This is a genomic window from Kingella sp. (in: b-proteobacteria), from assembly GCF_030527935.1.
Classification (GTDB): domain Bacteria; phylum Pseudomonadota; class Gammaproteobacteria; order Burkholderiales; family Neisseriaceae; genus Kingella_B.
Window position 1 is genome coordinate 1 of sequence record NZ_JAUMZV010000043.1, and the last position, 17,696, is coordinate 17,696.

At 54.7% G+C, this 17,696-nt stretch carries 31 protein-coding genes; 15 read left to right on the forward strand and 16 right to left on the reverse strand.

Annotated features, from left to right (window positions below):
* Positions 1 to 208: 208 nt before the first annotated feature.
* The 16 genes from Q4A85_RS11325 to Q4A85_RS11400 form a co-directional block, all read right to left on the reverse strand.
* Positions 209 to 691, reverse strand: coding sequence for a phage virion morphogenesis protein (locus tag Q4A85_RS11325; RefSeq protein ID WP_303110429.1), 483 nt, complete (start codon positions 689 to 691; stop codon positions 209 to 211).
* Between the two features lie 39 nt (positions 692 to 730).
* Positions 731 to 1,645 carry a phage minor head protein gene (locus tag Q4A85_RS11330; protein ID WP_303110431.1) on the reverse strand — a complete coding sequence of 305 codons (915 nt, stop codon included), beginning with the start codon at positions 1,643 to 1,645 and terminating at the stop codon, positions 731 to 733.
* A gap of 3 nt (positions 1,646 to 1,648) precedes the next feature.
* Positions 1,649 to 3,178, reverse strand: coding sequence for a DUF935 domain-containing protein (locus Q4A85_RS11335; protein ID WP_303110433.1), 1,530 nt, complete (start codon positions 3,176 to 3,178; stop codon positions 1,649 to 1,651).
* Positions 3,168 to 4,682, reverse strand: a complete 1,515-nt coding sequence (locus Q4A85_RS11340; RefSeq protein ID WP_303110435.1) for a terminase family protein — start codon at positions 4,680 to 4,682, stop codon at positions 3,168 to 3,170. The genes Q4A85_RS11335 and Q4A85_RS11340 overlap by 11 nt, the downstream gene beginning before the upstream one ends.
* A complete protein-coding gene (locus Q4A85_RS11345; RefSeq protein ID WP_303110437.1) occupies positions 4,679 to 5,224 on the reverse strand; it encodes a DUF3486 family protein in 546 nt (181 codons plus the stop codon). Before Q4A85_RS11345 ends, Q4A85_RS11340 begins: the two co-directional genes overlap by 4 nt.
* A 1-nt stretch (position 5,225) precedes the next feature.
* On the reverse strand, positions 5,226 to 5,531 hold the full coding sequence (locus Q4A85_RS11350; RefSeq protein ID WP_303110439.1) for a hypothetical protein: 306 nt from the start codon (positions 5,529 to 5,531) through the stop codon (positions 5,226 to 5,228).
* Positions 5,528 to 5,809 (reverse strand): hypothetical protein, encoded by a 282-nt coding sequence (locus Q4A85_RS11355; protein WP_303110441.1) that lies wholly within the window; start codon positions 5,807 to 5,809, stop codon positions 5,528 to 5,530. Before Q4A85_RS11355 ends, Q4A85_RS11350 begins: the two co-directional genes overlap by 4 nt.
* A complete protein-coding gene (locus tag Q4A85_RS11360; RefSeq protein WP_303110443.1) occupies positions 5,806 to 6,045 on the reverse strand; it encodes a hypothetical protein in 240 nt (79 codons plus the stop codon). Before Q4A85_RS11360 ends, Q4A85_RS11355 begins: the two co-directional genes overlap by 4 nt.
* Positions 6,038 to 6,247, reverse strand: a complete 210-nt coding sequence (locus tag Q4A85_RS11365) for a hypothetical protein (RefSeq protein WP_303110445.1) — start codon at positions 6,245 to 6,247, stop codon at positions 6,038 to 6,040. The genes Q4A85_RS11360 and Q4A85_RS11365 overlap by 8 nt, the downstream gene beginning before the upstream one ends.
* A complete protein-coding gene (locus Q4A85_RS11370; protein WP_303110447.1) occupies positions 6,228 to 6,647 on the reverse strand; it encodes a hypothetical protein in 420 nt (139 codons plus the stop codon). The genes Q4A85_RS11365 and Q4A85_RS11370 overlap by 20 nt, the downstream gene beginning before the upstream one ends.
* Entirely contained in the window at positions 6,628 to 6,885 is a 258-nt protein-coding gene (locus Q4A85_RS11375; RefSeq protein ID WP_303110486.1) for a hypothetical protein, read from the reverse strand. Before Q4A85_RS11375 ends, Q4A85_RS11370 begins: the two co-directional genes overlap by 20 nt.
* Positions 6,885 to 7,076, reverse strand: a complete 192-nt coding sequence (locus Q4A85_RS11380; RefSeq protein WP_303110449.1) for a hypothetical protein — start codon at positions 7,074 to 7,076, stop codon at positions 6,885 to 6,887. The genes Q4A85_RS11375 and Q4A85_RS11380 overlap by 1 nt, the downstream gene beginning before the upstream one ends.
* 16 nt (positions 7,077 to 7,092) lie before the next feature.
* Positions 7,093 to 7,620: a TIGR02594 family protein gene (locus Q4A85_RS11385; RefSeq protein WP_303110451.1), complete on the reverse strand. Its 528-nt coding sequence runs from the start codon at positions 7,618 to 7,620 to the stop codon at positions 7,093 to 7,095.
* An 86-nt stretch (positions 7,621 to 7,706) separates the two neighbouring features.
* A complete protein-coding gene (locus tag Q4A85_RS11390; RefSeq protein WP_303110453.1) occupies positions 7,707 to 8,357 on the reverse strand; it encodes a hypothetical protein in 651 nt (216 codons plus the stop codon).
* Positions 8,358 to 8,360: 3 nt separating this feature from the next.
* Positions 8,361 to 8,597, reverse strand: coding sequence for an excalibur calcium-binding domain-containing protein (locus Q4A85_RS11395; RefSeq protein WP_303110455.1), 237 nt, complete (start codon positions 8,595 to 8,597; stop codon positions 8,361 to 8,363).
* A gap of 16 nt (positions 8,598 to 8,613) precedes the next feature.
* Positions 8,614 to 9,282 carry a helix-turn-helix transcriptional regulator gene (locus tag Q4A85_RS11400; protein ID WP_303110457.1) on the reverse strand — a complete coding sequence of 223 codons (669 nt, stop codon included), beginning with the start codon at positions 9,280 to 9,282 and terminating at the stop codon, positions 8,614 to 8,616.
* A 139-nt stretch (positions 9,283 to 9,421) separates the two neighbouring features.
* Between Q4A85_RS11400 and Q4A85_RS11405 the strand changes: the two genes are divergently transcribed.
* The 15 genes from Q4A85_RS11405 (at position 9,422) to Q4A85_RS11475 (ending at position 17,416) form a co-directional block, all read left to right on the forward strand.
* On the forward strand, positions 9,422 to 9,613 hold the full coding sequence (locus Q4A85_RS11405; RefSeq protein ID WP_303110460.1) for a DNA-binding protein: 192 nt from the start codon (positions 9,422 to 9,424) through the stop codon (positions 9,611 to 9,613).
* A complete protein-coding gene (locus Q4A85_RS11410; RefSeq protein WP_303110462.1) occupies positions 9,600 to 9,890 on the forward strand; it encodes a DNA-binding protein in 291 nt (96 codons plus the stop codon). The genes Q4A85_RS11405 and Q4A85_RS11410 overlap by 14 nt, the downstream gene beginning before the upstream one ends.
* 46 nt (positions 9,891 to 9,936) lie before the next feature.
* The gene (locus Q4A85_RS11415; RefSeq protein ID WP_303110464.1) at positions 9,937 to 10,806 is read left to right on the forward strand and encodes a hypothetical protein; all 870 of its coding nucleotides are present in this window, start codon (positions 9,937 to 9,939) and stop codon (positions 10,804 to 10,806) included.
* A 3-nt stretch (positions 10,807 to 10,809) separates the two neighbouring features.
* On the forward strand, positions 10,810 to 12,612 hold the full coding sequence (locus Q4A85_RS11420; protein WP_303110466.1) for a DDE-type integrase/transposase/recombinase: 1,803 nt from the start codon (positions 10,810 to 10,812) through the stop codon (positions 12,610 to 12,612).
* Positions 12,609 to 12,956, forward strand: a complete 348-nt coding sequence (locus Q4A85_RS11425; RefSeq protein ID WP_303110468.1) for a hypothetical protein — start codon at positions 12,609 to 12,611, stop codon at positions 12,954 to 12,956. The genes Q4A85_RS11420 and Q4A85_RS11425 overlap by 4 nt, the downstream gene beginning before the upstream one ends.
* On the forward strand, positions 12,953 to 13,753 hold the full coding sequence (locus Q4A85_RS11430; protein WP_303110470.1) for an ExeA family protein: 801 nt from the start codon (positions 12,953 to 12,955) through the stop codon (positions 13,751 to 13,753). The genes Q4A85_RS11425 and Q4A85_RS11430 overlap by 4 nt, the downstream gene beginning before the upstream one ends.
* Before the next feature lies 1 nt (position 13,754).
* Complete coding sequence (locus tag Q4A85_RS11435; RefSeq protein ID WP_303110471.1) at positions 13,755 to 14,084, forward strand: hypothetical protein; 330 nt, start codon at positions 13,755 to 13,757, stop codon at positions 14,082 to 14,084.
* A complete protein-coding gene (locus Q4A85_RS11440) occupies positions 14,081 to 14,275 on the forward strand; it encodes a hypothetical protein (RefSeq protein ID WP_303110472.1) in 195 nt (64 codons plus the stop codon). The genes Q4A85_RS11435 and Q4A85_RS11440 overlap by 4 nt, the downstream gene beginning before the upstream one ends.
* Entirely contained in the window at positions 14,272 to 14,481 is a 210-nt protein-coding gene (locus Q4A85_RS11445) for a hypothetical protein (RefSeq protein ID WP_303110473.1), read from the forward strand. The genes Q4A85_RS11440 and Q4A85_RS11445 overlap by 4 nt, the downstream gene beginning before the upstream one ends.
* Positions 14,478 to 14,951, forward strand: a complete 474-nt coding sequence (locus Q4A85_RS11450) for a hypothetical protein (RefSeq protein WP_303110475.1) — start codon at positions 14,478 to 14,480, stop codon at positions 14,949 to 14,951. Before Q4A85_RS11445 ends, Q4A85_RS11450 begins: the two co-directional genes overlap by 4 nt.
* Positions 14,948 to 15,343 (forward strand): hypothetical protein, encoded by a 396-nt coding sequence (locus Q4A85_RS11455; protein WP_303110477.1) that lies wholly within the window; start codon positions 14,948 to 14,950, stop codon positions 15,341 to 15,343. Before Q4A85_RS11450 ends, Q4A85_RS11455 begins: the two co-directional genes overlap by 4 nt.
* Positions 15,344 to 15,351: 8 nt before the next feature.
* The gene (locus Q4A85_RS11460; RefSeq protein ID WP_303110479.1) at positions 15,352 to 15,963 is read left to right on the forward strand and encodes a DUF3164 family protein; all 612 of its coding nucleotides are present in this window, start codon (positions 15,352 to 15,354) and stop codon (positions 15,961 to 15,963) included.
* Between the two features lie 239 nt (positions 15,964 to 16,202).
* A complete protein-coding gene (locus Q4A85_RS11465; protein ID WP_303110480.1) occupies positions 16,203 to 16,475 on the forward strand; it encodes an HU family DNA-binding protein in 273 nt (90 codons plus the stop codon).
* A 59-nt stretch (positions 16,476 to 16,534) separates the two neighbouring features.
* Entirely contained in the window at positions 16,535 to 16,957 is a 423-nt protein-coding gene (locus Q4A85_RS11470) for a regulatory protein GemA (RefSeq protein WP_303110482.1), read from the forward strand.
* A 111-nt stretch (positions 16,958 to 17,068) separates the two neighbouring features.
* Positions 17,069 to 17,416, forward strand: a complete 348-nt coding sequence (locus Q4A85_RS11475; protein ID WP_303110484.1) for a Mor transcription activator family protein — start codon at positions 17,069 to 17,071, stop codon at positions 17,414 to 17,416.
* Positions 17,417 to 17,696: the final 280 nt, after the last annotated feature.

The following is a 17,696-nucleotide window of genomic DNA, read 5'->3' on the forward strand; positions in this document are numbered from 1 at the left end:
AGCCATCTGAAGGCGATGTGTTTGAACCTGTTGAAAGCGGCTAACAGGCTAAGTGAAACCCTTTAAGAAAAACCCACCCCACCCAGCAAGATAAACGGGATAAAACGGGATAATGTCAAACGAATCGGGATAAAAAATTGTAACAGCGTTGCATATAGTGAAATAAAAGCGGACTGAAATATGTCCGCTTTTTTTATTGGCGTGGGGGTTATACACCGTGGGCAAGGGCATCTCGGGCAACATCCAGTATGCGGGTTGCGCCGCCTGCTTGCAGTTCGCCGTGGGCATTGATGGGGAGATAGGGGCGAGCGGGAATGGTTACGGATTGCTTGCGGGCAAAGCGTCCGTTGCCGAGCGGTATCATCAGGTAGGGAGCGTTTTTGGCGTGGATTTCGCCGCCGATGTGGTGGATGGCGGCGTAGATTTTGTTGGTGCCGATTTGGGCGGTTTGGGCGGTGGCAAGGGTGTGGATACTGGCGGCGAGTTGTCCGCTCAATTGCAGTATTTTGCCGCCGCGATGGGTGGACTGCCACGGCTCGTTGCCCCAGCTTTCGTTTTCAAAGTTGTCTTCGGTTAGGCTCAGCAGCTCGGCGGCGATGCCGTGCATCATGGGCTGGCGGTGGCGCAGGTTGCCGAGTAGTTGGTTGAGCCCGCGTTCTACGTCTTGGCTGTTTAAAGTGATGGTGAGCATGGTTTCAGGCTGCCTGTTGCTGCTGTTATTGCTGTTGTTCTATTGGTTCAATCCCAATAATTTTGCCACCCATTTCAACTGTACCAACGTGAGCGCGTTGCGGAATTTCTCTTGCTTCATCATTTCTTTCACTGCGACTTTGGCTAATTCGGGCGGGGCGGACTGGGCTTTTTCTATGGCTACTCGGGCGGTGCGCTGCAAAAAGGTTTTGCCTTGATTGGCGTTAAAGCCTGCGCTGGGGGCGGCGAATGTGCCGTCAGGCAGCCTGATACCTGTGCGCTGGGCGTAGCGTTCTTCGCCTGTGGCGGGGTTGGTGCCGATGTCCACGATGATGCTTTCCAGTTTGGGCGATGGTTGCACCAATGCTGCGCCTTGACTGTGCGATAGCGGGCGCACACGGCAGCGGCAGCGGTAGTCCAACGGCGGATACAGCGTGTCCCACACGGGGTCATCGGCGGCGAATACTTGCCCATGCAGCTTGCGGTGTGCTTCGCGCACTTTGCCGTCGTTGACGGTTACATATTGCCAGTAAGGGTGGGTGGCAATGGCGGCGGTCATTTCGGCGTAGCGTCCTGCCATGTAGGCGGATTGCAGATTGGTCAGGTAAATGGTTTTTAGGCGGTAGGGGCTGCCGAGTTGAACGTTTTGCAGCTCGCCTGTGTCGGGGTTGGGCACGGCTTGTTTGCCCCACCAGCCTTTTTGTTGCAACACGGGGGTGAGTTGGCGTTTGAAGTCGCTGAACGTTTGTCCGCTTTCGGCGGCTTTGAGCACGGCTTGGTAGATGTCGGTGGCTACGTCTAGCTCCGCGCTTTTGGCGATGGTAAAGGCGGAGACGTGGGCATCGTCCAGCATATCTTGCCAGTCCCAGCTTTCGGCGATGTGCTTTTGTTTCAGGTAGGCGATGGCGTTTTCAGGCTGCATTTGAAACAGCGCGGCGATTTCGGTTGGGTTCATGGTTTACTCTCCCGCCAATTCCGCTTGCACTTCTAATCGCCCGACTACATCGGCAAGAAAAATCAGCCGTGCCAACTCGTCTTGCAGGGCGGTGTGGTCTAGCTTGGGATAGGCGGCAGCAAGCTGTTTCAGTACCGCTTCGGACGTTGCGCCGTTTTTCAGGCTGCCTATCAGTTCATGGGTTACATCGGGCGGATTGGCTTTCAGGCTGCCTGAAACGGCGGTTTCTATAATGTGCGGAATGTTTGCCGCTTCGTTGTGTTCGTGATGTGAGTGGGGCTCGGCGAAATTTAGGCTGCCTAAATCATTTTCAGGCTGTCTTTCAGTTGGCAGCAAATCGCCGTCTTGGAAACCGTAGGCGCGGGCAAAGTATTCATTGCTGAACCGTGCGCCGATTTGGTGCAGGTGGTAATCGCGCTGGGCAAGCTCGGTTGAGCCGTATTCTTCGGCTTCGTACAACACGAATTTGGGGCGGGCGACATCGCCGAAATTGAGTTCGCAAATCCAGTCAATCAGCTGATTGATGGCGGCGGCAACCAGTCGGCTGTCGCTGTCGCGAATGTCATTAGTTACTTCCAAGCCTGCGGTTGCGCTGGCATGGTTGGTGTTGGCTTCGGTGGTTTGGTCTTGCCCGAGCAGCGCGATGTTGATTTCGCTGCGGCAGTAGCGGATTAGTTTGTCGTAGGCATCGACCGATGCGGCTTTGCCGCTGGCTTCGTGGATTTCTACGCTGCTGTCGTTCGGGATTGTGCCAACGGCGTTGCCGACTAAGGCTTCTAGCGCGTCCAGCAGTTTGTTGGTATCAGCATCGGTGTTGCTGCGCGGCTCTTTGCCGATGAGCCACGGGCTGCCGTATTTTTGCGTGAACTCCGCCCAAAATTTGAGCCCTGCGCGTTTAAAGGTTACTGCCCAAAACACTAAGCCTAAATCGCCCAAGCCGTAGGGGTTGGCGTAGCTGGCTTCTTGGGTGGGGCAAAGAAATTTGTAGGCGGGCAGCGGCTCGGCGGTTGCGCCGTTTTGGTGGAAATACAGTTGCGCGTCATCGTCAAAGCCGAACCATTCGGGCGGCTTGGCGATGATGCGTTCAGGCAGCCATAGCGAGCCGCGCTGCCAGATGATTTCCAGCGGCTGATAGCCGAACAGGGTGGCGTTTAAGATGTCTTTAATCAGGCGGTCTAGGTCGTGGGATTCTAGGGCAGCCTGAATGGTGTCGCGCACATTTTGCGGCACATCGTCGCCGTCTAGCCGCCATTGCAGCCGCGCCACGGTGGCTTTGCGGCGGTGCACTTGCCCGCCGACTAGCGGGTCGCGCAGAAGCTCGCGGTACACGTCTATCTGCCGCCCCATTTTGCGCAGTATCGGGTCGGGATTAGGCAGCCAGCCGCCAAAACCGCTCATGCCGAAGCGGGAGAGTACGGCGATTTGGCTGGATAGCTGTTCGGTGGTGGGGGCGATGGTGCCGTGCGGGGTTTTAAGTTTGATGTGGGGTTTCATGGGATTTCCTGTTTCAGGCTGCCTGAAATCAATAGCCATTGGTCAATCGGCTTGCACGGCGAACGGTTCGGCTATTGACACGCACCGCGCCGATATTGAGTTCGCGGCTGGCGTAATGCGCCAAAACCAGCGCGATGGCGGTGTCTCCATGGCGTTTGTTGCCGTCTTGCCCGCGCGTGCGGGTGTCGGGAATGCGCGGCACGCCTTTGACTAATTCAAAGGCGCGTAGGTCGGTCAAGATGTCCTCATCGCGCGGCAGTTTGTCCAGCGTGCCGTCTTCCAGCGCGGCTTTAAATGGCGCGGTGTGGCTGCGATACCAGTTCTCCGACAGCATCACGGCTTGCACGCGCTCGCCGCCGAATTGGTCTTGCATCGCTTCGGCAAGGTATTGTCCGTTGCCGCGTGCGTCCAAGGCTGCGCCGAGCAAGTTGGGCAAGCCGCTGAACAGATATGCGCAGATTTGTTCTTGCTGTTTAAACGGCATATTGCCGAGTTCTAGGATAAACGGCGGAATGAGCCGCAAATCCTGCTGGCGGATTAACGGCACAATCGCGCTGCGGTCGCCGTTGCGGGCGAAATCCACGCCAACAAAGCTGTGGCGGGTGTTGTCCAACGCAGCTAACAGTGGTTTCAGGCTGCCTGAAAGCCAGTCCGCCACTTCGGCGGCGCGTTGGTGTTCGGGCAGCAGCGCAAAATCATCTGTTTGGTCGTAGCGCAGCACAGGCGTGTAGGGCGACATTCGGCTTTCTATCAGGGCGCGGTTCAGCCATTTGCCGCCGCCGTTTTTGGGAATGCAGTCCAACTCTTCGGCAGCGTCTTCGCCGTAGGATTGGCGGATTTCTGCCACCCATGCGGCTTCGCCTTCGGCTGTCCATTCTATGCCGCGCCGCAGGCAGATGCGTTTGTACAAGCCGTCTGCCAGCGCATCATCAAAGGTGATGCGGTGCACAGCGTAGGGCTTTTTGCCTGCACGGCAGTCGGTAATTAGCTCGTTAAATGGGTTATCCACGCCGTCATGGGTGGAGATGATGTGTACCTGCCCGCCCCACATCAGCAACGCCATTGCGGCTTTAAGTAGCTCGGGCAAATCGTCATGGAAGGCGGCTTCGTCAATAATCACGCGCCCTTGCTTACCGCGCAGATTGTTGGGGCGGCTGGACAGCGCGGTAATGCGCCAGCCCGATGCGAAGCGAATCACAAACGCCAACACCGCCTGCTTGTCGTCGCCATCGGCAAACACTTCTTCCGTCTCTTCCACTTCATCTGCCGCCAAGCCGTAGAACTTCGCCCAGTTGCCACAGTCGTGGATAAATTCCAAAGCCATGTCTTTGTTGTAGCCGATGTACCAAACGTTCATGCCGCTGGTTTGCGCTGCCAGCAGGGCACTATCCGCCGCTTCGCCCCACGATAAGCCGATACGGCGCGATTTTTCGCACACTTTCACATACGCGGGGTCGGCAATCCAGCGTTGCTGATAGGGCAGCAACACCATCGGCGTGCGGTTATCGTTGGGCGGATTGTGGTTTTCAGGCTGCCTATTCATGTTGCAATCCCCAAAATCTGTTTACGGATTTGCTCGGCGGTGTCGTGCGACAGCCCGCCTTTTTTTATCGCCTGCGCCACTTCATCGGCGGTGGCTTGGGCGCGGGCTTTGACTTTGCCTTGATACTCTTTTAGCCGCGTGCTGGCGGAAATCAGCCCCGCGATGCGTTTCGCGCCTTCGCTAATCAAATCAAACCGCTCCATTGGCGGCAGTTCTTCATCGGGCAGCTCGCCGATTTGCACCAGCGCATCAAATAACTCAGTCTGCACCATTGCCATCAGGGCTTCGCTGCGGGTGTCGCCTTCATCTGCCGCGCCTTCGGCAATCAGCCGTGCGGCTTCGGTGCTGGCTTTGATGCTGGCAAAACGCCGTTCTACCTTTTGCCCATAGCGGTGCACGGCGGAACGGCTGATTTCGTAGCCCTGCGCGGTCAGCCAGTCTGCCAGCGCGGTGTAGTTGGCAAAGCCGTTTTCGGACAGCTTGCGCTCCAAACTGTGGCGCACGGCTTCGGGTAGCGCGTCTATGCTGCTGCGGCGTGCCATATCAGCTCTCCCAGTATTTTGGCGGACGGGCGATGCCTGCTTCGCAATCAATGGTGTACTCGGCGATGTCCACGCCTAGGCGTTTTAAATCGGCAAACCACATTCCGCTGGGCTGTTTAACTAACTCCACCAGCCTGCGGTCGGCTAAATAATCCAGCTCGCGGCGCAGTTCCAGCGCGGTGGCATCGGGGTAGATGCCACGCATCACGTCCAGCAGGAACACTTCGCTGGACGTGTAGGGGCGGGCTTTGTTCAGTGTGTTGATGATGTGCCAGCGCATTCCTTCGCGGCGTGCCTTTTCGTTCATGATTTTTTCACGCTTTCTATTTTGTAAAGGTCGGTCAGGGTTTTGTGAATGCCGTCCATCTTGGCTTCCAGCACGGCTTGGTTGCGAATGTAGTCATCGCGCAGCACATACTCGCGCGGCAGCGTGGCTTTGAGCGCGGCGATTTCTTGGCGGATTTCGTCGCGCTCACGGGCGGCTTCGCGGTTGGTGTCGGATATGGTCTTGACCCAAAACCACAGCGCGGCAGTGAGCATACTGGTTAAGCCACCGATTAGAGTTTCTACGTTGAGCGGGTTCATATTTTTACCTCCGCCGCGCTTAATAGACTGGGGTAGCGGTTTTTGTATTCGGCAAGTTTGGCAGAAATCCTTTTTTCTACTTCTATATGGCTATAAAGAGCCACCATTGCACCGCCGATGCGCTCGGAAATATGAGCTATCAAGTCGGTAAGCCAAATGTTTAAACGCTTGCCGTAGGGATATGGTTTGATGTCTTCAATGTCGTACCAATAGCTGAATTCGGTTTCTTTATTCATTTTTCTGTTTTCCTTGCTTGTACCACGCCTGCCAGCCTGAACCCTGCGCTTCTAGCTTTTGGCAGTAACCGCCGTAGCGCACGGCGTGATCCAGCAGGTGTTGGGGCGAGCCGCTGGCGGGACGCTCGGGGCGTTCGTGTGTTGCCAACAGCTCGGTGGAAACGGGCGCGATTTCAGGCTGCCTAATTATCGGCGTAGCCAAAGGCGCGGGCGTAGAGCTGCAAGCTGCGCTCGCCCAAACCGTTGTAAACAATACTGCCTTGGTTATCGTGTTGCGTGGCATGGGGGATTTCCTTGTTCAATTCATGTTGCCGTTTATCTAGCTGGGCGCGGGTGGCGGCAAGTTGCTCGCCCTGCTGTTGCGCCCATCGCTCCGCTGCCTGCTGTTTCGCCAGCGCATCGGCAAGCGCGGTGGAATAGGCTTGCTGCGCTTGCAGCTTCTCATCGGCATATTGGTTTTTCAAAACCAGCGTCGCTGCATGGCACGTGCTGTGCGCCACCGCCCAACCCGCCCATGCTGATAGGGCGCACGCCAGCACAAAGCCCGCGCAGGCAGCCCCACCAATAAAACGGTTTTTATATTTATTCCAAATTGTCCCCATCGCTTTGCCCCTTGTTAATCTGCGCCACCTGTGGCACAGCAGCGATACCGCGCTTAATCAGCGCGTAGCCACCCACCATGCCGCCGTATGCCCACCATTGCCACTCGGGCGCGTTTTCCGTTTGAATAAACTTGTAGGTCATGCAGGCGGCGGTGATGTTTGCCCACAGCTTGGTGTGGCTGATTTGCCCCGTGGCGGGGTTGGCGATTAAGCCTGATAGCCATTTGAGCAACTTCATCATCGTTTCTCCTTGCGTTTCGCCCGCCGCACCGCTGCTACGCCGCTGTGACGATGTTTACGAATTGCCACGCTGCCCAAAGGATGTAGCAGTGGGCGCGGTTGGCTTGGCTGTTTTAAGCGGGGTTCAGGCTGTGGCGCAGCAAGGCTTAACGCCGCCAACGCGCCTAATACAATAGCGTGTCGTTTCATTTTCAGGCTGCCTTTATTAGCTTTCATTGCGCGAAACCTGCCCATCGCTGTCCAACAACGGCAGATTAAAACGTTCAGGCTTGGGCGCAGATTTGCGCCCATCCGTCCAATCCAGCCACACATAGCCTGCCACGCGGCTTGGCGCAAACGGCTTAATGTTCACCGCGTTGCCCTGATTGCCGCCCAGCACCATCAAATTGCCGTGCCTGTCCTTGCCCACCACAAAGCCCACGTGCCCGCCGCCTTGGCGGTCAAACACCACCACGCAGCCGTAAGCAGGCTTATCCAAGCGCGTGCCTGTGTTCAGCCAGTCTTTCGCGCGATACCAATGCTTCGGCAATGCCCGCTTGGCTTCGCGGGCGCAATGGGCAACAAACGTGCCACACCACGGCGTTTCGTCATCTTGCCACCACGCGCCCAGCGCAATCAGCCAGTTGCGAATGGTGCTGTTGTGTTGCTTGCCCACAATTTCGCGCGTGCCAATGGCGCGGCGGGCGATGGCAAGCCATGCCAGTTCGGAAGGTTGGGGGTTGGTTTTTTGCATAAGAAAATCCCTATAACGTGGTCGTTATAGGGATTATCGGGTTGGTGGGCTTAAAGGGCTTTTAATGTGCTTTAAAAAAGCGGGGACTATTTCACAGGGGCGGTTAAGCCTTGAATAATGTCTTTTTGTGCCGAACCGTAGGCAAAGGCATCGTATAAATCAGATGATGAAAAGCCAGTAATGCGGTTTTGATTGCTGGGGTTGAGCTCCACTAAATCATCAAAGGATTGCGCGGGGCTGTATTTTTTCAATACTTCCAACGCTCGCTCGCGGCTCACGGTGGCTTTAAGCGGTTTTTTCGTTAAAGGCTTTGATGTATCCATATCAATCGGTGCGGAATTAACCGTAATTTTATCTAGATTCGTGTGGGCAAACGCATGATAAATCGTGTAGATAAAGGCTTTATTCATGGCAGCGTTGATGTCGTCTTGGCTGGCAGCTTTGGGGAGATATTCCGCAATGACCACATCGGTAGGGCTATTGAATTTTAGCTGACCTTCCGCATCATAATCGCCGAAAGTGTCAAACATATCTTTGAGATTGGTAAATTGGACAATCCCTGTTCCATTGATGGTATAGGGCGGGATTTCACTTTGGCGTTTTAGATACACCGCCGCGCTGTTTTCCGCTAGGGGTGTGCTGGCCGCAGGTGCGGAAATGGCAGATGGCGTGGTGTTTTCGCCACCGCAAGCCGATAACAAGCCCAAGCATAGTAGGGATAAGGCGAGATGCTTCATGGCTTACTTTCTATGTTTAGGGCAATGTTTGCCGTTGCCACCTGCATTGCAGTCGCAGGCTTTACCATCGCCATCGCGGTCTAGGCTTTTCCAGCCTGTTTCCCCAGCGGCTTTTCGTGCTTCGTAGTATTTTTGCGCGGCGGCTTGGGTGGGAAAGTCTTTACAGGTTTTTGCCCATGCGGGGGCGGTTAATGCCAGCATCAGCGCGGGCAGGCAAAATAGTTTTGTGGTGGTTTTCATGGTTATTTCCTTGGGGCTAATAAATATCTTTGGAAATGTTCACAACCTTCCCTACGATTTCTACATCGTCAAATTCATCTAGGTTTAACTGAATCGGTGGATAGGTTTTGTTGTCGCTTATCAGCAGCAGTTTGCCATCAGGCTGCGTTTGAATACGCTTAACCCATAGCGTGTCATTGCTGCGGATAATATAAATACTGCTATCGCGCGGTATTTTTTTAGACATATCAACCAGCAACATATCGCCGTTATTGATGGTCGGCTCCATGCTGTCGCCTCGCGCGGTAACAATGCTTAATTTTTTTGCGTGCAGACCACGGTGGTGCAGCCAATCGCGGCGGAACGCTTGATAAGTGCGTGGGCTGGTTGCGCCTTGCCCGTCTATCCCCCCTCCCGCTGATACAAGAACATCATAGTCAGGCACATAATCAAACTCATCCGAATATTTCTCATTACTGGAACTATTCCAGTTTTGTACTTCGCCGCTACCTAAAATAAGCCAGTTCGCGTCAATATCAAAATTTTCTATTATTTTCTGAAGCATATCAAATGGTGGACGCTGTTTTCCTTTCAGCACATCGTTCACGCGCGATGTTTTTTCGCCAATTATTCCTGCAAATTCTGCGATGCTTAGGTTTTCTTGGCTTAAAAACTTCCGAATATTTCTAATAAAATTCAAATTCATAGGGAAATACTCCTAAATAATCAAGAAATATTCTTGCTTTGCTGGAAATATTCCCTTATTATTGCGCCAACATTTAAGCAAGATTGTTTAAATCTTAAATTTCTTGATTTTATCACGAAAGGTTCAGGAGATATTCCTTATGAAAGCAGAAAAAGTTAAAGCGGGGTTTCGTGAGCGTGGCGAAACCATCAAATCTTGGTGCGAGGCAAACGGCTATGACCCGACTTATGTTTCGCGGATTTTGAATGGCAGCGTGAGAGCGAGTCGTGGCAAGGGGCATGAAATCGCTGTAAAGCTAGGTTTAAAGGAGCAGCCCAATGGCAACCAGTAAAAAAGGCAGCCGAATTTTGCGCGTGTTTAAGGCTTTGGAAGCGCACCCGATTATCGGCATCAGCAATAAAGAATTGGCGGTGGGGTTGGGTATATCAGCGGTTCATGTGAGCCGTGATTTGGAAGATTTAATCGCCGAAGGGCTGGTTACCCGATTGGAAAACGGCAACTTTGCGTATAGCGTAAAAACCCTGCAAATCGCCGAGCGGTTTCGCCAACAACAGGAACGGCTGCAAAACAGGATTGCGGAACTGGGCAGACGGGTTGATGTGGATTGATGGATTTAAATCTTTCCCGACGTCGGGAAAGATTGGAGAGTGAAAAATGGAAGTATTAGAAAAAGAGCAAACAGCGGTCGCAGATACAACCGCTAATCAAAATTTTCAGGCTGCTCATAGCACGATGGTTATGGAGCAGTGGGGCTACGGCGAAATCTACAACGAAGCCACTTGGGTAGAACGCGGTCGCCATGCTGTTCGGCAGACGATGGAAGGAATGTTTGAGCTTGGGCGCGTTTTAATTGTGCTGAAAGAGCATACCGCATACCGCCGTTTTAGCCAAATTGTTAAAGAACAGTTTGGTATCGGGACTAGCGAAACTGCCCGCTTAATGGCAGCCACCCAACGCTTCGCCACTCCACAAATGCAAAAAGCCGCGCCCAAGCTGATGGATTTGGGCAAATCCAAACTGCTGGAATTACTGGTAGAAGAAGACGTTACGCTGGTGGGCTTGGCAAATGGCGGGGAAGTAAACGGCATGACGCTGGATGATGTGGACAGAATGACGGTGCGCGAGCTGCGCGTGGCGTTGCGCGAAAACCGCGAAGATGCGCAAGCCAAGGATAAGGTGCTGGCGGATAAAAACGCCAAGATTGATGAGCTGGTGGAGAAGCTGGAAAAGGCGAAAAAGAAAGGTGGCGTGAAAGAGCCGAACCCCGCTGATGTTGCCAGCGAGCTGCACATGGCGGTGGGTGCGAAAGAAGTGGCAATCCGCAGCCAGCTGGCGCAGCTGGGCGATTATTTCGCGCAGATGGCGGCGCACGAAGCGGCGCATGGTTTGTCGCATCGCGCACGCATGGCGGGTGCGTTGAACCAAATTATCATGGACTGCCAGCATCTGCGCGACCAGTACGCGCTGCCTGAAAGCGCAGACGATGACGGCGTGCCCGAATGGTTGCAGCCTGAAAGCGAGTAACGCATGAATGCGGTGTTGAATGAGCGGTTGCACGCCATTGCCGCGCAGCTGGACACCCTGCCACGCGGCGGAAAAACTGAGTTTATTCGGGCGCAGGCTGCCAAGCTGAATATGAGCGCGGCGACGCTTTATAAGGAGCTTGACCGCGTGCGGGTAAAAGCCCCGCGCAAACGCCGCGCCGATGCAGGCAAAACGGCATTAAGCGAGCGCGATGCGCAGATGATTTCCGCGCTGCTGATGGAAACCATGCGCAAAAACGGCAAACGGTTGATGACTGTGGAAAGGGCAGTAGAAATGTTGATTGCGAATAATGAGATTGACCCTGTGCGGGTAAACAAGGAGACAGGCGAAGTGAACACGCTGTCGGAGAGTGCGATTACGCGCGGTTTGCGGAAATACAAACTGCACCCCGACCAGCTGTTGCAGCCCACGCCTGTAAACCGACTGCAAAGCCTGCACCCGAACCATGTGTGGCAGATTGATGCCAGCGTGTGCGTGCTGTTTTACCTGCCGCGCACTAGTAAAGACACGGGGCTGCGTATGATGAAGGCGGACGAGTTTTACAAAAACAAGCCGAAAAACGTGGTGAAAATTGAGCAAGACCGCGTGTGGCGATATGTGGTTACCGACCATTGTTCAGGCTGCTTATTCGTGTGGTATGTGTTTGGCGGCGAGAACAGCGAAAACTTGTGCGAAACCTTTATCCAAGCGATGCAGCCCAAGGCGGACAGGGGTAAAGACCCGTTTTGCGGTGTGCCCAAAAGTGTGATGCTTGACCCCGGCTCGGCGAACACAGGGCACGGCTTTAAGCATTTGAACAAGCAGCTGGGTGTGGAAGTCATTATCAACAAGGTGGGCAACCCCCGCGCCAAGGGGCAGGTGGAAAACGGCAATAACTTGGTGGAAACGCTGTTTGAAAGCAGCCTGAAAATGGTGCAGGTGCAGTCCATAGACGAGCTGCAAGCCTATGCCAACCGCTGGATGCGCTATTTCAACAGCGAACGCAAGCACAGCCGCCACGGCATGAGCCGTTATCAGGCTTGGTTGAAAATCGCCGCTGATGAGCTATTGCTGCCGCCGCCGGCGGATTATTGCCGCGAGTTGGTGTTGAGTATGCCACAGGAGCGCAAAGTGAAAGCCGAGTTGGAAATTGAATTTGAAGGGCGGCTGTTTGATGTGAGCCAAGTGCCGTTTGTGATGGTGGGCGAGAAATTGACGGTGGCGAAAAACCCGTGGAAGCAATACTCGGCGCAGGTGCGCTGCTATGACGAAGCGGGCAAGGAATATTGGCTGGAAGTACCCGAAGTGGTGCGCAATGCGTTTGGCTTCCGTGAGAACGCCGCCATCATCGGCGAAAGCTACCACGCCCACGCCGATACCGCTGCGCAAACCCATGCCAAAGTGCTGGAAAAACTGGCGATGCAGGCGGATACGCTGGACGAGGCGGCGCAAAAACGCAAAGCCAAAACCCTGCCCTTTGGCGGGCGGATTGACCCCTTTGCCCATCAAGAGCAGGTGTTGGCGGAGAAGCAAAAAATCAGCTACCTGCCCAAGCGCGGGCAGCAAATGGATTACAGACAATCGGGTTTTAATGGAATGGACGTGCAGGCGGCGGTGTTGAACAAGGTGGAGCTTGCCAAGCTGTTGAAACCACGCATTGAAGCACAAGGCGGCGATTGGGCGACAGCGGCGCAGCGGTTGCAGGAACTTTATCCCAACGGCGCAGCGGAAAGCAAGCTGGAACAGGTATTAGAGCGCATCACTTACGCGCCCAAGCTGCGCTTATTGACGGGGACGCACGGATGAGAGCCAGCGATGTTTTAAACCAAATCGGCAAGAGTTCGCGCCAAGCGGCGGCGGAAATCGGCATCAGCAAAACCATGCTGCTTAATTTCCTAAACCACGGCAAACCGCCGCAGCGGCGCAGCGCAGCCATCTGCCAACAGATTACAGATTATTTCCAACACAAGGGCGTGGACGTTTCAGGCTGCCTGAAAACTACCCCAGCCCAAGATGAACCTAAACCTGAAAAGGACAATGAAATGCTTTTAAGAAAATCGGCTTTATCGCTGGCTACGCGCCAGCACTTCGGCTTAACCCGCGACCCGTTTCATGACGAAATCCGCGCGGCGCAAGATGTTTTTATTTGACCCCTGATGCGCGATATGTGCGCGAGGCGATGTTTCAAGTGGCGACCCAAGGCGGCTTTATGGCGGTGGTGGGCGAAAGTGGCGCGGGCAAATCCACCCTGCGCGAAGACCTGCAAGACCGCATTAACCGCGAAAATAAGCCTGTGATTGTGATTGAGCCTTATGTGCTGGCGATGGAGGACAACGATCAAAAGGGTAAAACGCTTAAAGCGGTGCACATTGCCGAAGCAGTACTGGAAGCGGTGTCGCCCAATACTGCGCCCAAGCGCAGCCCCGAGGCGCGGTTTCGCCAAATCCATCATGCGCTGATGGAGAGCGCGAAAGCGGGCAACAAGCACGTGCTGGTTATTGAAGAGGCGCATGGCTTGCCGCTGCCCACGCTGAAACATTTGAAACGCTTTTTTGAATTGAAAAACGGCTTTGAGCGGCTGATGGGCATTGTGCTGATTGGGCAGACCGAGCTGGCGCAAAAATTGAGCGAGAACAATCCGAACGTGCGCGAAGTGGTGCAACGCTGCGAGCTGGTTACGCTGCTGCCGCTAACCGATGGCAGGCTGGCGGGCTATTTGAAGCATAAATTTGAACGCGCGGGCGCAGATGTGAACCAAATCTTAACCGATGATGCCATTGATGCCATCGCCGCGCGGCTGACGGTTACTTCCCGCGCCAGCAAAGGGCTGGAACAGCACAGCCTGCTGTATCCGCTCGCGGTAAACAATCTGGTGTCCGCCGCCATGAATGAAGCTGCGCAGCTGGGCTTTGCCAAGGTGGACGCGGATATTGTGAAGGGGGTGTGATATGCGCCTATACACTTTTCAAGAAATGATGTCGGCGGTATTTGCCAGCGCGGGCGTGTTTTTCTATCTCGGCATCATGGCGGAGAGCAGCGTTCAGGCTGCACCCGTTGCGCCAAGGCAGCCTGAAATCGTGGTTTATAGCTGCGACAACCTGCACCACGCGCCGCCTGCCAGCCAATACCCCGCCGACCACGCTGCCCGCTACGCGCTGCAACGTTTGCACAACGCCTGCGAAGCACAAAGCGAAGCCTTCGCCCTAGCCACGCTGTGGCAGCAAGACCCCAGCGCGGGCGAAGTATTAGAACCCCAGCCCAAGGAGCAACAGCCATGACCCGCTATATTGTGTACCTGCCCAGCCACACCCACGACCCTTTGCCCATCGGCACGCTTGACCACCGCGCTGCCGCTAACCAAGCCGTGTTGCAGCTGGACGGCAGCGGCAAAGAAACGTTTTACAGCGTGGCGGCTGCCATGAACAGCGTGCAACGCCGCTACCCCAGCGCATTTGCGGAGGAAGCATGAAGATTGTTAAAGAATACAGCCTAGAAATCCGCATCACGCGGAAAGGCGATAAGTTTGGCTGCGACATTACCAACCGAGACGGCGTGCTGCTGTATGGCGCGTTCCTTGAATACAGCCATGAGAACGATGCCATCTACGCCGCGCTGCATGGCTTGGCAACGGCAAATAATTTTTCAGGCTGCCTACAAGAGGCGGAGACACCATGAAAACCCGCTGCCCCTGCTGTGGCGCGGAAAACAGCCTAGACGCGCTGATTGCCCACGATGGCGCACGCCAAGCCGTATGGGCGGCGGCGCAAACGGGCGGCGAAGTGGGCAGGCTGGCGGTGCAATACACCGCGCTGTTCCGCCCCGCCAAAACCGCGCTGACCTTTGAGCGCATGGCGAAACTGCTGGGCGAGCTGCTGCCCGATATGGAGCGCGGCGCAATCAGCCGCAACGGTTTGGAATATCCCGCCCCGCCCGAAGCATGGCTTTACGGCTTTCGCGAGCTGCTGGCGCGGCGCAACACAGGCAGCCTGAAACTGCCGCTCAAATCGCACGGCTATCTCTACGAAGTCATCAGCGGCTGGCAAGGGCAGGGCTTGCAAACGCTGCCCGCCGCGCCCGAGCAAAGTCAGCCTGAAAATAGCCAAACATTGAACGCCGCCATGACTTTACAAGGATTGCGCCGATGACTGCCCCGTGCAAGATGCCCGATTGGGCGTACAACCAAATGATAGAGGGCTTGCAAAAGCTGCTGGTGCTGCGCTTGCAAGGCTCGCCGCCTGCCGATGCGATTGCTGCCGTGGCGGCGGTGTGGGAAGAAGCCTTAACCCCGACCACATGGACGTGGCAGCCTGAAACCGACAGCGAACGCCTGCCCACTGCCTTTCGCCGCCTAATCCGCCAAGCCGATAGATGGGCGCAGCCCGCCCAGCTTATCCACTTGATACCGCCGCGCCGCGAACTGCCCGTAGCAGGGCTGCTGGAAAACAAGCGCAATCCGCCCAGCGCAGCCGAACGCCAAGCCGCGCAAGAGCGGGTACGGCAGATGTTGAACCGATTAACCCAGTCCAAGAAATTTTAGGAGACACTATGAAAGACCTTGATTTAAAACAATATCGCCAAGATGCACGCGGCAATCTTGTGCCGATTGCCAACATGAAGCCGATTGATTTGGCGCGTGATGATTTTATCCGCGAAGCCTTCGCGCAAGTCCTGCCGCTGCGCGAACAAATGAAAGAGTTGAAAGCGCAGCAAATGGCAGATGCCAACGCCTTTATTGATTTGAGCGTGGAGCAGTACGGCGCGAAACGCAGCGTGAAAGGCAACACCATGCTGACCAGCTTTGACGGCAACCTGCGCATTGTCATCGCCCAAGCCGATGTGCTGCACTTTGACGAGCGGTTGCAGGCTGCCAAGGCGTTGATTGACGAGTGCCTGAACGAGTGGACGCAGGATAGCCGCGCGGAGTTGAAAGCGTTTGTGCTGCAAGCGTTTGACGTGAGCAAGGAAGGAAAGATTAACGTGCGCAAGGTAATGGATTTGCGTAAATTGGAAATTGACGACCCTAAATGGAAACGCGCCATGCAGGCGATTGCTGACAGCCTGCACACGCAAGCCACGCGCGAGTATATCCGCTACTACCAACGCAATGAAGAGACAGGGAAGTATGAGCAAGTGGTGTTGGATTTTGCGGGGGTGTAGCCATGAACCGCTACATTAAAAAACGTGGCAGAAAATGGATAGGCTATGAAGTCTATTCACCCTACACACCCGCAGGGCATCGCTCTGGCATTAAACGCTTTAAGGCTATGATGAGATTTGATAGCTTGGATGCAGCGATGGTATGGCTAAACAGCCCGTAGCCTACGCAATTTAAAAACCCGCCCCAGCGGAGCGGCAAATCCGCCCTTTCTTTAACCCTTGTAAACAGGAGAACTACCATGAATAAATCCGAACTGGTCAAACAAATCGCCACCCTAGCGGGGCTAACGCAAGCGCAAGCAGCCAACGCGCTGGACGCATTCTGCGTTGCCGTCATCAACACGTTGGAAGACGATGGCGAAGTGAGCATTGTGAACTTTGGCACATTCAAAGCCATTCGCCGCGCCGAGCGCAAAGGGCGCAACCCGAAAACAGGCGAAGAGCTGACCATTGCCGCGCACTATGTGCCCAAGTTCAGCGCGGGCAAGGCGTTGCGAGACGCAGTTAAATAACCCACAGGCAGCCTGAAACGCATTCCCGCTTTTCAGGCTGCCTTTTTAGGAGCAATACGATGACAGACGATAAAATTAAATCGCGCTTAATCCGCTTAATCCACATCGCCAAGCAGCAGGTAGGCATGGGCGAACGTGAATACCGCACCCTGCTGGCAAACGTGTCGCGCGGCAAAAACAGCAGCAAAGATTTAAGCCGCGAGCAGCTGGAAACCGTGCTGCGCCACATGAAAGCGCAGGGCTTTGTGGTAGCGGTGCAAACGCCCAATGGGCGCGAGCCTTATCGGAATATATCGGAGCCGCAGCAAAAAATCCGCTCGCTATGGTTGGAATTGCACGAAGCGGGCGCGGTGCGGGTGGCGGCGGAGAGCGCAATGTTTGCCTTTTGCCAAAAGCACGGCGGCAAGCAATGGCATCAAGACAGCGATGCTATGCGGGATATTATTGAGCGGTTGAAAAAATGGCGAGACCGTGTGGTATAAGAATCTGTATTCATCATTTGTATAGGCAGCTTTTCAGGCTGCCTTTGTTGTTTTATAATATTGATATTATTATGATTTTTGCAACAATATTTCAAAAATGAAAGGACACGCATGGCAGACAGCCGCATTCCCGAGCTGATTGCTGATTTGGAAGACCAAGCCACCGCCTGCCTGCTGGCAAGCGTGCCGCATATCAACCGCCCGACCGCCGTGCAAATCAGCAAAAAGCTCGCCCGCTACCTGACCGACAACTGGCGCGGGCAGATTATCTATTTCCCGAAAAACGCAGGCGGCGAGCTGGACGAGCGCGACAAACAGATTTGGGCGGAGTTTGACGGCAGAAACCACCAGCAGCTGGCGAAAAAATACAACCTTGCCACCCAACAGATCTATCAAATCATCAAACGCGCCCGCGCTGCCGATGCGCAGGCACGGCAAAGGAGCATTTTTGATGAGTAAGCATTTCCCCGTTTTCCCCCAACCAACACGGCGCGTTTCCCCCTCGCTCCGATTTTTTTCGCCGCGCAATCTGGCTTTAAGGCAAAAATAGCGATTAGACCAAAACAGACCACCCCAGCAGCGCGATGCGCCACTCAAACGAGCGTTTGCCTATCCCGCGCCTTAAACGCGTTTAAAACGCAACAGAGCGCGATTTCTGCCCGCAGCCGTTTTCAGGCTGCTTTTTTTAAGGGGCTGTCCTAGATAACTAGGACAAATCGTGCTTTACTAGTTGTTTTAA

Coding starts and splice junctions, on each gene's coding strand:
- Q4A85_RS11325 (WP_303110429.1), bottom strand. CDS start 691: ATGCTCACCATCACTTTAAACAGCCAAGACGTAGAACGCGGGCTCAAC.
- Q4A85_RS11330 (WP_303110431.1), bottom strand. CDS start 1,645: ATGAACCCAACCGAAATCGCCGCGCTGTTTCAAATGCAGCCTGAAAAC.
- Q4A85_RS11335 (WP_303110433.1), bottom strand. CDS start 3,178: ATGGCTATTGATTTCAGGCAGCCTGAAACAGGAAATCCCATGAAACCC.
- Q4A85_RS11340 (WP_303110435.1), bottom strand. CDS start 4,682: ATGAATAGGCAGCCTGAAAACCACAATCCGCCCAACGATAACCGCACG.
- Q4A85_RS11345 (WP_303110437.1), bottom strand. CDS start 5,224: ATGGCACGCCGCAGCAGCATAGACGCGCTACCCGAAGCCGTGCGCCAC.
- Q4A85_RS11350 (WP_303110439.1), bottom strand. CDS start 5,531: ATGAACGAAAAGGCACGCCGCGAAGGAATGCGCTGGCACATCATCAAC.
- Q4A85_RS11355 (WP_303110441.1), bottom strand. CDS start 5,809: ATGAACCCGCTCAACGTAGAAACTCTAATCGGTGGCTTAACCAGTATG.
- Q4A85_RS11360 (WP_303110443.1), bottom strand. CDS start 6,045: ATGAATAAAGAAACCGAATTCAGCTATTGGTACGACATTGAAGACATC.
- Q4A85_RS11370 (WP_303110447.1), bottom strand. CDS start 6,647: ATGGGGACAATTTGGAATAAATATAAAAACCGTTTTATTGGTGGGGCT.
- Q4A85_RS11375 (WP_303110486.1), bottom strand. CDS start 6,885: ATGAAGTTGCTCAAATGGCTATCAGGCTTAATCGCCAACCCCGCCACG.
- Q4A85_RS11380 (WP_303110449.1), bottom strand. CDS start 7,076: ATGAAACGACACGCTATTGTATTAGGCGCGTTGGCGGCGTTAAGCCTT.
- Q4A85_RS11385 (WP_303110451.1), bottom strand. CDS start 7,620: ATGCAAAAAACCAACCCCCAACCTTCCGAACTGGCATGGCTTGCCATC.
- Q4A85_RS11390 (WP_303110453.1), bottom strand. CDS start 8,357: ATGAAGCATCTCGCCTTATCCCTACTATGCTTGGGCTTGTTATCGGCT.
- Q4A85_RS11395 (WP_303110455.1), bottom strand. CDS start 8,597: ATGAAAACCACCACAAAACTATTTTGCCTGCCCGCGCTGATGCTGGCA.
- Q4A85_RS11400 (WP_303110457.1), bottom strand. CDS start 9,282: ATGAATTTGAATTTTATTAGAAATATTCGGAAGTTTTTAAGCCAAGAA.
- Q4A85_RS11405 (WP_303110460.1), top strand. CDS start 9,422: ATGAAAGCAGAAAAAGTTAAAGCGGGGTTTCGTGAGCGTGGCGAAACC.
- Q4A85_RS11410 (WP_303110462.1), top strand. CDS start 9,600: ATGGCAACCAGTAAAAAAGGCAGCCGAATTTTGCGCGTGTTTAAGGCT.
- Q4A85_RS11415 (WP_303110464.1), top strand. CDS start 9,937: ATGGAAGTATTAGAAAAAGAGCAAACAGCGGTCGCAGATACAACCGCT.
- Q4A85_RS11420 (WP_303110466.1), top strand. CDS start 10,810: ATGAATGCGGTGTTGAATGAGCGGTTGCACGCCATTGCCGCGCAGCTG.
- Q4A85_RS11425 (WP_303110468.1), top strand. CDS start 12,609: ATGAGAGCCAGCGATGTTTTAAACCAAATCGGCAAGAGTTCGCGCCAA.
- Q4A85_RS11435 (WP_303110471.1), top strand. CDS start 13,755: ATGCGCCTATACACTTTTCAAGAAATGATGTCGGCGGTATTTGCCAGC.
- Q4A85_RS11440 (WP_303110472.1), top strand. CDS start 14,081: ATGACCCGCTATATTGTGTACCTGCCCAGCCACACCCACGACCCTTTG.
- Q4A85_RS11445 (WP_303110473.1), top strand. CDS start 14,272: ATGAAGATTGTTAAAGAATACAGCCTAGAAATCCGCATCACGCGGAAA.
- Q4A85_RS11450 (WP_303110475.1), top strand. CDS start 14,478: ATGAAAACCCGCTGCCCCTGCTGTGGCGCGGAAAACAGCCTAGACGCG.
- Q4A85_RS11455 (WP_303110477.1), top strand. CDS start 14,948: ATGACTGCCCCGTGCAAGATGCCCGATTGGGCGTACAACCAAATGATA.
- Q4A85_RS11460 (WP_303110479.1), top strand. CDS start 15,352: ATGAAAGACCTTGATTTAAAACAATATCGCCAAGATGCACGCGGCAAT.
- Q4A85_RS11465 (WP_303110480.1), top strand. CDS start 16,203: ATGAATAAATCCGAACTGGTCAAACAAATCGCCACCCTAGCGGGGCTA.
- Q4A85_RS11470 (WP_303110482.1), top strand. CDS start 16,535: ATGACAGACGATAAAATTAAATCGCGCTTAATCCGCTTAATCCACATC.
- Q4A85_RS11475 (WP_303110484.1), top strand. CDS start 17,069: ATGGCAGACAGCCGCATTCCCGAGCTGATTGCTGATTTGGAAGACCAA.